At 42.7% G+C, this 12,443-nt stretch carries 9 protein-coding genes; 4 read left to right on the top strand and 5 right to left on the bottom strand.

All coding sequences use genetic code 11. The annotated features are described in order from the left end of the window. The first annotated feature begins 260 nt into the window (after positions 1–260). The 4 genes from tcuA (at position 261) to F975_RS12165 (ending at position 6,512) form a co-directional block, all read left to right on the top strand. Complete coding sequence (tcuA, locus tag F975_RS12180; RefSeq protein WP_004753724.1) at positions 261–1,673, top strand: FAD-dependent tricarballylate dehydrogenase TcuA; 1,413 nt, start codon at positions 261–263, stop codon at positions 1,671–1,673. After that, positions 1,673–2,809 carry a tricarballylate utilization 4Fe-4S protein TcuB gene (gene tcuB / locus F975_RS12175; RefSeq protein WP_004753722.1) on the top strand — a complete coding sequence of 379 codons (1,137 nt, stop codon included), beginning with the start codon at positions 1,673–1,675 and terminating at the stop codon, positions 2,807–2,809. The genes tcuA and tcuB overlap by 1 nt, the downstream gene beginning before the upstream one ends. Positions 2,810–2,898: 89 nt before the next feature. Beyond that, positions 2,899–4,200 (top strand): MFS transporter, encoded by a 1,302-nt coding sequence (locus tag F975_RS12170; protein WP_004753719.1) that lies wholly within the window; start codon positions 2,899–2,901, stop codon positions 4,198–4,200. A 215-nt stretch (positions 4,201–4,415) separates the two neighbouring features. Then, on the top strand, positions 4,416–6,512 hold the full coding sequence (locus F975_RS12165) for a TonB-dependent siderophore receptor (RefSeq protein WP_004753716.1): 2,097 nt from the start codon (positions 4,416–4,418) through the stop codon (positions 6,510–6,512). 44 nt (positions 6,513–6,556) lie between these two features. Here F975_RS12165 and rsfS read toward each other — a convergent pair whose 3' ends face one another. From rsfS to F975_RS12140, 5 genes are all read right to left on the bottom strand, one after another. Then, positions 6,557–6,961 carry a ribosome silencing factor gene (gene rsfS / locus F975_RS12160; RefSeq protein ID WP_004753714.1) on the bottom strand — a complete coding sequence of 135 codons (405 nt, stop codon included), beginning with the start codon at positions 6,959–6,961 and terminating at the stop codon, positions 6,557–6,559. Between the two features lie 82 nt (positions 6,962–7,043). Next, a complete protein-coding gene (locus F975_RS12155) occupies positions 7,044–7,832 on the bottom strand; it encodes a hydroxypyruvate isomerase family protein (protein ID WP_004753712.1) in 789 nt (262 codons plus the stop codon). A gap of 3 nt (positions 7,833–7,835) precedes the next feature. Further along, a complete protein-coding gene (locus F975_RS12150; RefSeq protein WP_004753711.1) occupies positions 7,836–8,717 on the bottom strand; it encodes an NAD(P)-dependent oxidoreductase in 882 nt (293 codons plus the stop codon). Positions 8,718–8,733: 16 nt separating this feature from the next. After that, positions 8,734–9,528 (bottom strand): crotonase/enoyl-CoA hydratase family protein, encoded by a 795-nt coding sequence (locus tag F975_RS12145; protein WP_004753709.1) that lies wholly within the window; start codon positions 9,526–9,528, stop codon positions 8,734–8,736. A gap of 72 nt (positions 9,529–9,600) precedes the next feature. Continuing rightward, on the bottom strand, positions 9,601–12,399 hold the full coding sequence (locus F975_RS12140) for a GacS-like sensor histidine kinase (RefSeq protein WP_004753707.1): 2,799 nt from the start codon (positions 12,397–12,399) through the stop codon (positions 9,601–9,603). Positions 12,400–12,443: the final 44 nt, after the last annotated feature.

Here is a 12,443-nt window from a genome sequence, read left to right as displayed (position 1 = left end):
TTAAGTATTTTGAAGTAAGAATAAGAAAATTGAGAGATGCTTAAATGAGTCGTTTGACCAATAATGCTGCTCATGTATAGATAAAATGTCACAGACTCTAAATATCTTCGAGCATCAATTTGATGCAATAAAAAACATATTTTATTTTTAAATATAAATAATTTGGTGTTTAAATAAATTAAACACCCCATCGCTTTTGCCTCCTTACGGCATGGTACATTTTCGCTTAAATTTGTCCCAAATATAGAGGGATGAATCGCATGTATGATGTGCTTGTAATTGGTGGTGGCAATGCCGCTTTATGTGCAGCAATAACTGCGCGTGAAGAAGGTGCGTCAGTATTATTGCTTGAAGCAGCGCCTAAGGAATGGCGCGGCGGTAATTCACAACATACCCGTAATTTACGCTGTATGCATAATGCGCCACAAGATGTGTTGATCGACGCTTACCCAGAAGAAGAATATTGGCAAGATTTGCTCAAAGTCACAGGAGGTAAAACCAATGAAGAATTGGCGCGCCTCGTCATCCGCAGTACCGAAACTTGCCGCGAATGGATGAAAAAACACGGGGTTAATTTCCAGCCGCCACTCTCTGGTGCACTGCATGTAGCACGTACCAATGCCTTTTTTATGGGAGGCGGTAAGGCTTTGGTCAATGCGTATTTTCGAAGTGCGGAAAATCTCGGTGTTGAAGTTCGGTACAACACCAAAATTAAAGAATTAGAGTTGGACGGTAGTCGGTTTATTGCAGCAATCGCTGAGGATGGAACACGATATCAAGCAAAATCTTGTGTACTTGCCGCTGGTGGTTTTGAATCAAATTTAGAATGGCTACGTGAGGCTTGGGGACAAAATGAAGCGGGTGAATGGCCTGCCGATAATTTTATTATTCGTGGAACACGTTTTAATCAGGGCACTTTACTCAAATTTATGATTGAGCAAGGTGCAGATGTAATTGGTGATCCATCTCAATCACACTGTGTTGCTGTGGATGCCCGTGCGCCACTTTATGATGGCGGGATTTGTACGCGTATTGACTGTGTATCTCTCGGTATTGTGGTTAATCAAAATGCAGTGCGCTTCTACGATGAAGGTGAAGATTTCTGGCCTAAACGTTATGCCATTTGGGGGCGCTTAGTGGCGAAACAACCGCATCAAATTGGCTTCTCCATTATCGATTCAAAATCAGTTGGGCGTTTTATGCCGCCTGTATTTGAAGGCCGTAAAGCCAATACCATCCGTGAACTTGCGACGCTGATCAATCTTGATCCAGACATGCTGGAAAAAACCGTCAACGATTTTAATCAAGCTTGTGTCGTGGGTGAGTTTAATCACACCATTTTAGATGACTGCCATACTGAAAATTTAAGTCCAGCCAAAACGCATTGGGCAGTGCCTTTAGATTCTCCACCTTATTACGCCTATGCCTTGAAACCAGGGATTACATTTACCTACTTGGGAATGAAAGTCGAAAAAGATTCGGCTGTGCGTTTTAATCAAGTCCCGAGTCCGAATTTATATGTGGCAGGGGAAATGATGGCTGGAAATGTACTTGGACAAGGTTATACCGCAGGTGTAGGCATGTCGATCGGTACGACATTCGGGCGTATTGCAGGAAAAAACGCAGCACTTTCTGCTTTGAAAAAACCTGCTTTCAATAAGGAGGTTGTTTAATGAATGCCCAATCAAAATCTTTAATTCCTGTTGTACAGCTCACAACCAATGAAGAACAGGTTAAACAGGCTTTGCAAATTTGTAACGCTTGCCGTTATTGCGAATCATTTTGTGCTGTATTTCCAGCAATGACAAAACGTTTAGAGTTTAATCAGGCTGATATTCATTATATGGCAAATCTTTGTCATAATTGTGGGGCGTGTCTACATGCTTGCCAATACGCTCCGCCGCATGAGTTTGGGGTAAATATTCCTCAGGCGATGGCACAAGTTCGTTTAGAAACATATCAAAAATTTGCGACACCTCATGCCTTTGGTAAATTGTACCAAAAAGCAGGAATCACGATTGTCAGCCTTTTGGTTGTTGCTTTTATCGCCTTTATGTTGCTTGCTTCTACATTGCAGGGCAATGATTTATTTGGTCATTATCAAGGTAATTTTTACGCGATATTTCCACATAATTTCTTGGCGGTAATTTTTGGTTCAGTATTTGTGGTGGCATTTATTTTACTGTACTTTGGCATACGAAAATTTTGGAATCAAACCTCTGAAGTGATTGCAGGGGGTGTTGAACAACCTGATATTTTACAAGCCACTAAAAATATCTTAACGCTAAAATACCTGGATGGTGGGCATGGTAAAGGCTGTAACGAAGAAGATGATCGTTACACACTTGCTCGTCGTCGATTTCACCATTTCACCATGTATGGTTTCCTGCTGTGTTTTGCAGCCACACTGGTCGCAACAGCCTATCACTTTTTATTGAATATTCACGCGCCTTATCCATTTTTGAGTGTGCCAGTCATTTTAGGGACTTTGGGTGGGTTAGGTTTAATTATTGGCCCTGCGGGATTGTTATTTCTGAATTTGAAACGTGATCCGAAGCATGGTGACCCAAAACAAAAACCAATGGATCGTGGATTTATTTTTCTTTTACTGCTGATCAGTATCACGGGTTTGGCGCTACTTGGATTACGCGATAGTTCGTGGATGGCACTTTTATTGGTTGTGCATTTGGCAACCGTCATGACCCTGTTTTTAACCATTCCTTTTGGCAAGTTCGCACATGGTTTTTATCGTAGTGCAGCCTTGCTTAAATTTGCTGTTGAAGAACGTAAAAGCAAGAAAGTCAAATAACCACACGCCGGTTCACTGAAATTCATTCACAAAAACTCAGTGAACCATCAAATGATTTTACAGGTAAATAAAAATCAGGGAGGTTTGCTATGTCCGTGTGGGCTACAAAACAAAAGACATTAAAGAAAATCTTAAATGTCACCAGTGGTAACTTTTTAGAGCAATATGACTTTTTCTTATTTGGATTTTACTCTACGTATATCGCAGCTAAATTTTTCCATTCTCATAATGAATATGTCTCTTTAATGATGACATTTACCGTTTTTGCTGCTGGGTTCTTAATGCGACCTCTAGGTGCGATATTTTTAGGTTCTTATGTTGACCGAATTGGTCGTCGTAAAGGGCTAATTTTAACGCTAGGGTTGATGGCTTTAGGGACGATTTTAATCACGTTTGTCCCCGGTTATGATCAAATTGGAATCATTGCACCGCTTTTGGTCGTAATTGGTCGTCTGCTGCAGGGTTTTTCTGCAGGTGTGGAAATGGGTGGGGTTTCTGTCTATTTGGCGGAAATTGCAACTGACAAAAACCGTGGTTTTATTACCAGTTGGCAGTCTGGCAGCCAACAAATTGCGGTTGTTTTTGCTGCAATTTTAGGTTTTTCAATCAATAAAATGCTCAGTGTAGAGCAGGTCAGTGATTGGGGATGGCGTATTCCATTTTTCATCGGTTGTTTGATTATTCCTCTGATTTTCTTTTTGCGCCGTAATTTAGAAGAAACGGAAGCATTTAAAGCACAAAAAACACATCCTACAAAAAAAGAAATTTGGGATACGATGCTTAGTAACTGGAAAATCGTTGTTGCGGGAATGATGCTGAGTGCAATGACAACTACGACTTTTTATTTTATTACGGTATATACGCCAATTTATGCAAAGCGTGCGTTAAATATGTCAACAACAGACAGTTTGCTTGCTGCGGTGATTGTAGGTTTGTCTAACTTTGTTTGGTTGCCAATAGGAGGTTATGTTTCAGATAAAGTTGGGCGTAAACCAGTGCTGGTTTGTATCACTGTACTGGCCATCTGTACTGCGTATCCGGCGTTAAATTGGTTGATACACCATACTACTTTTAGTCATTTCATCATCACTTTGCTGTATTTTTCATTTTTCTTTGGAATGTACAATGGCAGTATGGTCGCAACATTGGCCGAAGTGATGCCTGCGCGCGTGCGTACAGTAGGTTTTTCACTTGCATTTAGTTTGGCAACGGCATTATTTGGTGGAATAACTCCAATGATGAGTACGTATTTAATTGAAAAGACAGGTGATGCGAGTATGCCTGCGTTATGGTTGATGTTTGCTGCATTATGTAGTCTATTGGCGAGTTTTTACTTATGTAGACGGTTGCCAAATCGAAAAGAAAAAAGGGTTTATACTGAAGCTGTTTAAAGTAAAACATCTTTGAGAGTTGTTTTTACAAAAATTGAAGGGTCTGATTAAGCTACTTTAAAGGACTGAGTTCAGTATTTTACGAGCTTGGTTCTTTTAGTTTCAGCTTGATGCAGTTGAATAGATGTAACAAGACTTTTTAATTTTTATTGAGAATAATTATTAATAAGTTTAATATTTGCAAATATTTTTTACGCTAATACTTTGTAGATTTTATGAAAAAAATCCCTTTGTTTATGCCAACTAGTTTGGCTTTGGCACTTATGGCTGTGATGCAGCCTGTTTTTGCAGATGAAAATGTTCTCCCAACCATCACATTGAATGTAATGAAAGCCCTAAAAAAAGACAGTTACGTTGCAACCACCACGCAAAGTTTGAAGTCTGAGCAGCCACTGTTTAAAACAGCAAAATCGGTGTCTGTGGTGACGCGTGAACAGATTGAAGAAAAGCAAGCCATGAACCTGACTGATGTGATTCAGAGTGTGGCAGGGGTAATCTCAGCACCATTGGGTCGCCGTGGTTCGGATGACTTTATTATCCGTGGACAATTGTCCTCCGATGCGATTTATGTTGATGGCCTGCGTCAGGCACAGGCTTCTGATGTGGCCAGTAATATTACAGGCTTAGAGCGTGTTGAAGTGGTGAAAGGGCCAGATTCGATGGACTTCGGGCAAACTGCACCAGGAGGAATTGTAAATCTGGTGACCAAACGACCTGTCAAAGATAATTTTAATCAGGTAGATCTGCGCTATGGCAGCAATAATCTGCGTCAAGTTGGTTTTGATACCAATCATACCGTAGAGGGTTCGGACAAGGCAGCATGGCGTTTAAATGCCACGTATTCCGATCAGGATGATCCAACCGATCACGTTTATTTTAAAAATTTCTATATTTCGCCTTCTTACAATTTTGATTTAGGCTCACAAACCAATTTGTCAGTGATTACCAGCTATAGCCATAAAGAATATGTGCGCCAGCAAGGTTTGCCTGTCTATGGCAGCATTTTGCCAAACAGTAATGGTGAGGTCAGTCGCCATTTGTTTATTGGTGAACCGAGTATGGATCCCTATATTTCGGATACGTATCGTGTCGGTTATAACTTTAAGCATGTTTTTGATAATGACTGGACATTTAAACAGAACTTTGCCGTCCAAAAATCCCGTTTAGATGGTCAGGTGGTCTTTATCAGTAAATCGAGTCCGACCAGTAGTAGCATTACCCGTCAAGGGCGCGATCAGCAATATGATGATCTGAATGTGAGTATTGATAACAATATTGCCAAGACTTTCGATATCGTCAACATGCAGCATCATATTATGCTTGGGCTAGATGCTATGCATGACACACGTGATCTCTGGAACTATAACTGTAGCATTACGTCTTTAAATATTTATACACCAAGTTATACCAGTAAAGATTGGTGTGCGACCAAGACATTACGCAGTGACAGTGTTGAGACCACGCTAAAAACTATGGGGCTGTATTTTAGAGACCAGATTGATGTGACGGATCAATTCAATGTGAATCTGGGCTTGCGTCATGACTGGGCATCGGTCGATGCAAAAAGTCATGTATCTGGCTCAACGAGCGGTAAAAACAGTCAGGCATTTTCTGGCAGCATCGCAGGGCTTTATACCTTGAATGACTGGGTTTCTCCATATGTGAGTTATTCGACTTCTTTCTTGCCTGTGACCGATGTAGATGTAAATGGCAATGTCTTTGATCCTGAAAAAGCCAAACAGTATGAAGTCGGCTTTAAATTTCAGGCACTTGATCGGCGCTTGCAGGCCAGTTTGGCATGGTTTGATTTGACTCGCTTTAATGTGGTCTCAAGCGATGCCAATGGCGATAATTACCAGACAGGTGAGGAAAATACCCAAGGGATTGAAACTGAGCTGACTGCACGAGTGTTACCGAACTGGGTGATCAGTGCGAACTATACTTATTTGCCAACAGCCCGTATCGTGGAGAGTGAGACGACCAGTTATATTGGTGGGCGCTTAAACAATGTGTCAAAGCAAATGTTTAACTTGTCTACCCGTTATGAATTTAACCAAGGGGCGTTGCAGGGTTGGTTTATTGGTGGTGGTTTGCGTAGCGAGTCGAAGAAAACCAGCTATAAGTATAATTATACCATTCCTGGTTATGCATTGTTCGATGCTGAGCTGGGGTATAAGGCGCGCAATTGGCAAGCCAGTGTCAATGCAAAAAATATCTTTAACACTGAATATTATGCAGGTGGTATCAGTAACTATGTGGTGGCTGTAGGGGATGAGCGTCAGGTCAATTTAAATCTGCGCTTTAAATTTTAGAGTGCATAAAAAAGCGACTCAAGTGAGTCGCTTTTTATTTATTTTTATGCTACTGACGCATTGGGCACGCGCCATAAGCTTTCTAAATCATAGAATTTACGTGCTGTTGGAAGCATGACATGTACCACAACATAGCCGAGATCAATTAAGATCCATTCAGCATCGCGTTCGCCTTCGATTCCGATTGGGCGGAAGCCTGCTTTGCGGGCTTCTTCTGCGACATTGTCTGCAAGGGCTTTTACATGGCGAGTTGATGTACCGCTAGCAATCACAATCGCATCTGCGACATTGCTGATGCTGCTGACATCAAGTTCAATAATATCTTTGGCTTTAACATCTTGAAGGGCATTTCGGATGACCTTCAGGCAAGCGCTCACAGTTTGAGTTTGTGTATCTACCACAGAGTGGTTGTGAGAATTAGAAGCGCCGGGCGATGGTTCTAAATTCATAAGAGGTATATTTGTCCTGACAATTACTCACTGTGAACTATAGCCTTTTTACGAGAAAAATTCAAATTTTGTCGCGAAATGCTCAGGATATATTTGCAAAAAATTGTGTTTTCCACCCAAAGCTTTGCTCAGAATGATTGCTCGGTTTATATTCAGCAGCAATATAACCCTGATACGAGCTGTGTTTTAGCCAGTAAAAGATTTTGTCATAGGCAATTGAACCTGTATTGGGTTCATGACGGTTTGGGCAGTCTGCAAACTGAATATGTCCGATTTGGGCAATATTTTCCTGTAAGCCTTCAAGCACATCTTCGCCCATCATTGCCATGTGATAACAGTCATACTGCATTTTCAGTGCAGGGTTATTGACTGCATCCAGCATATCCTGAGCCTGAGCAATATTTTGAATCAGAAAGCGTGGCATATCTGTGCCATTGACCATTTCAAACACAGGTTGCACATGGTAGTCCGTCAAAACGTGACAAGCCAGTTTGAGATTTTTCGATAAAACTTCAAGACAGGGCAACAGGTCGGCATCGTAAGGTTGTTTGCCTGAGAGAATATTAACGCTTGGCACATTGAGTAACGTGGCATAGCGTGCAGCTTGCTGTATCCCATGAAAAAACTCACGTTCACGACCTGGAATTCCCGCCAGTCCAAGTCCGCCCTGCATGAGGTCGCCAGCAGGAGCATTGATCAGGCATAAAGACAGTTGGTGTTGTTCGAGTTGTGTGCGAATTTGCTCGACACTAAGCTCATAAGGGAATTGAATTTCCACATGATCAAAGCCGTGTTTTCGAGCCAGTGCGAAACGCTCAATCAGAGGGACTTCAGTAAAAATCATGGACAAATTAACAGCCAGTTTACTCATGTTTTAGCCCTCCGTGGTGGCAGGATGTCGTACCTGCTCAATGATGGTTGATAAATCCTGCTCGGCATAACCATGTTGTTGATGGTCTTTGAGTTGCTCTAAGGCACGTTGTGCAACAGGAATATCTAATTGGTATTGGTTTGCTAAAGATACGGCATTTTGCAGATCTTTGCTTAAAGTCTGTACTTTCCATTGTACAGGTTGATACTGCGCTGTTGCCATACGTGGCGCTAAAATTTGAAAGGGTTTGGAGTCGGCAAACCCATTGGCAAGTGCAGGGGCGAGTAAGCGGGTATCGACCCCAGCTTGGGCTGCTAGTGCGACAGCTTCAGCAATCAAGGTACTATTGGCAGCAACAATAAGCTGGTTACAGATTTTGGTGGCTTGTCCAGTTCCTGTGTCGCCCATGCGTGTCACTCGCTGCGAAAGTGGCGCATAAATTGGCTGTAATTGTTGAATCAATTCTGCATCACCGCCCGCAAAAATGACCAAGCTGCCTTGTTCTGCACCTAATGTACCACCAGAAACTGGGGAATCAATCCAGTTGATTTGTTGCTGTGCGGCAAGTTGTGCCAGTTCAATGGTTTTGTTGACCGACAGGCTGGAGAAATCCACAATAATCTGACCTGCCTGCAAATAGGGCTGCATTTGCTCAAATACATGCTCGACTGCAGTATCATCGGCAAGGCAAAGTAAAATGACAGGGTATTCGGCAATTTGCTTGAGGCTGAGCAAACTTGCACCTTGTTCAAGTAGTTCTGTACAGGCAGCAGGACTACGATTCCAAACTGCGACCTGAAAATTGGCAGAGAGCAATCGGCTTGCCATGCGGCTACCCATCAGTCCCATACCTAGAAATGCAATTTTTTGTGGACATCCAGTCATTGTTTGTTCTCTATATTTAGTCTTGATATTGGCGTTTGAGATACTTGATATCAGGTGTTTTATCTTTCAGTCTAGCCAGTCGACTATTTTTACCAAGAATGAGCTTGAGTTGCCAAATTTTTTCGAGGCGTAATGCTGTTTTTACAGGTTGATGCAGCATGCTGTTGAGTACGGCTTTGGCTGCCATGACTGCATCTGGAGAGCGCAGGGCAATTTCTTGTGCCAAGGCTTCTGCATGTTGTAAAGGAGAAGCATCCAGATGGCTGACCAACCCAATTTGTTTGGCATAACTGGCATCAAAAGTGCGTGCGGTAAAGGTCAGCTCTTTGGCGAGGTCAATGCCAACCAAGCCTTTTAGAGATTGGCTCAGCCCCATATCAGGCACTAGCCCCCAACGGCTTTCCATAATTGAAAATTGAGTATCAGGATGGCTAATCCGAATATCCGCAGCCAGTGCTAACTGCATGCCAGCGCCAAAACAGTAACCCTCAAGCGCAGCAATCACAGGCACGGGCAACTGTTGCCACACCAAAAAAGCTTTTTGAAACAGGCTTTGCTGGGGTTTAATCAGCTCCCATAAGGCAAAGGCACGTTGCTGGGGGGAATTTAAATCGCTCAGGTCAATGCCTGCACTAAACACCTGTGCTTCACCTGTCAAAATCACTGCCCGTATGTTGCGATCTCGACGCAAACGCTGTCCTGTCTTATAAAGCTCTTTGAGTAAGGCAAAACTCATCGCATTGCGTTTTTCAGGGCGATTCAAATACACCGTGACAATATTATTGTTGTTTTCTATACGTAGTAGAGACATGTTTGGCTTCATCCTGAGGTCAATTTACTTTGAGTGTAGCAGAGCTGCACAGTCGGTAAATTGACAGATGAGTCATTTATGCAGAATGCTTAGTGCTGCATGTTCGGTCTGACTAATGATAAGGGTAAGCTCATCAAAGTGTTTAATGGTTTCCTGAATAAATGCCTCATCAGCAACACGGCGCTCTTTACGTAAAATTGAAACAAACTGTTCAAATTCGCCTGAAACCAGCTGAAGTTTTGGGACGCCTACATAGCGAGTCGCACCATACAAACGATGTAATACATGCTCTAATTGTGGAAAGTCTTCCATTTCAATCAGTTGTTGCATTTCATTTAGCTCGGTTTTAAAACTGTCCACCAGCATTTGTAGTAAATCCAGCGCCAGATCTTCTTTGTTGGCTGCCAGTTGTACACTTTGCTGCCAGTCCAGAATCTCAGGATCAAGATGATCAAGCGCGGTATTGTGCACAGGTTTATTGTTGCCTTCTGTAAAATGCTGACTGGTGTGTTGAGTTAAAATCTGAATCAGTTGTTCGATCTGAATCGGTTTTGACACATAGTCGTCCATACCGACAGCGAGCAGTTTTTGTTTTTCATCGGCAAGAGCATGTGCAGTCAGGGCAATGATCGGGAAGCGTACATTTTCAAGCGTGGATTCCAGTGAACGAATTGCCCGCGTGGTATCAATCCCAGACATGACAGGCATTTGAATGTCCATGAAGATCAAGTCAAATGGTTTCTGTTTTTTATCCAGACGCTGCTGAATTAGATTAAGTGCATCTTGTCCGCTAAGTGCCTTGGTGGTGGTTACATTAAGTTCACCCAGTAACGCTTCAAGCACAATCAGGTTGGGCAAATGGTCATCTACTGCCAAGACATGCAAGCCCTGACCATCAAAAGATTCTTTATCTTCTTCTTCAAAATTAATCTGGTTGTTTAAAAGCTGAAGTAGCGCACTGCGACTGAGTGGCTGATACAGTGGCGTAGCGCGGAATTCACTCAGAATGTTCGGCTCTAGCGACATTTGATAGCCATAAACCGCTAAATGTCCCTGATAACGGGTACGGATTTCTTTGAGTAATGCATGAGTATCGCCACCATGATCGACCACCACCCAAGTGTATTCATCGGCAGGCAAATGATGCAGGCGGCTAAACAAATCTAGCAGTGAAAAAGCTTCGGTATGATTGGCGTGATAATTTTCTAAGTAATGACGGAAAATATTGGCAGTGGCTGGGTGCGACAAAAACGACACCACATGCACATGGCTAAAGTCAAAATGAGGTGCTTCCTGTTCATCATCCACTTTAAATTTGGCCGTAAACCAGAAGGTCGAACCTTTTTCAGTAGGCGCGCGCTCTTGGTTATCTTCAAAGCCAATCTGACCATGCATCAAATGCACCAGCTGTTTGGAAATGGCTAAGCCTAAGCCTGTACCACCAAATTGGCGGGTCACAGAAGCATCGCCTTGCGAGAATGATTCAAACAGTTTTTTACGGTCATTGCCACTGACCCCAATACCGCTGTCTTGCACACTAAAATGAATGATGCATTCGCCGAAGTCGTCATGTTCCATCCGCGCACGCACAATAATTTCACCTTCAGGGGTGAACTTGATCGCATTGGAAATCAGGTTGGTCAGAATTTGCTTAAAGCGCAGCACATCGCCAATCACTTCATTTGGCAAGTCGTTACCGAAATAAAAGGCAATGTTGATATTTTTTTGCGATGCCAAAGGCGAGAGCATGTCCATGACATCAAACATGGCACTTTCAAGTTCAAAAGGTGCTGTTTCTAACTCAAGTTTTCCCGCATCAATTTTAGAAAAATCCAGAACATCGTTAATCAGCGCCAGTAGGTGCGCAGAAGATTTTCGGATGGTTTGCAGATACAGGTTTTGTTCATTGCTGAGGTTATTTTGACGTAACATCAAATGAATAAAGCCATCAATACTGTTTAGCGGAGTACGCAATTCATGACTGATATTGGCTAAAAACACCGATTTGGACTGGTTGGCGGAAACGGCTTGATCGCGTGCTTGGCGATAAGTAATGTTTTGTACTTCGAGCGTGTCGAGCGTGCGACGTAAGTCATCTTCAGTTTGCTCGGTGTGTTCACGCAACTCTAAAAAGCTGTAGTGCAGACGCTTAAGCATGTTGGCAAGGTCTTTTTGCAGTGAACGCAATTCACCACTACTGTTAATGGCAACAGGTTGATCGAGATTGTCCGCATTTAAACGTTGTAGTTGCATCCGTATTTCATACAGTGGCGCAATCCAGCGGCGCGAATAGAAATTTAGACACATCATTAACAATAATAATGTGATAAATACCGTAATTAACAGAACCGTAATCACGCGATAGTGTGCGATTTCTAAGGGTTTATTGTCCAGTTCAATCACCAGCCATGCAGGCTGTGCGCCTGCTGGAGAAACTTTGGCAGCATAGATGGTGTTGTGATGGAAATGCACAGGGCCAATGAAACCGCTATTGGCGGTGATTTTCGGCCAGGTCAACTGGGGTTGATAGCCTATGCTGAGTAGCGTTTTACCATCTGCCTGTAACAGGGCTGCACGTTGCAAGTAAGGCTCATTGAGCATGCGCATTAAGATATTGCGAGCTTTTGGTTGTATTTCTGGTTTTTTTTCAACTGCATAGGTGAGTAGTTCGGCAGTTTTTTGGTAGCGTGACAAGATGGCAATCGCAACATGACGCTGTTGACTGCGTGCCGATGCCGATGTTTCTTGAATGACTAAAATACTGCCAACTGCAGCAATAATGGCAATTGGAATAAAAATAAGCGCAACCAATTGCCCATAAGCATGATTAAGTTGCAGCCGTTGTAATAAAGATTTTTTCAGTTTTGCCATAACCAATGCAATTTATTCCCCAACCTCGGCATATTAACATGCTT

It is taken from the genome of Acinetobacter brisouisimilis, assembly GCF_000368265.1.
Classification (GTDB): Bacteria; Pseudomonadota; Gammaproteobacteria; order Pseudomonadales; family Moraxellaceae; genus Acinetobacter.
Note: the sequence above shows the minus strand (reverse complement) of the source record. Positions and strands in the feature narration are given on the sequence as shown.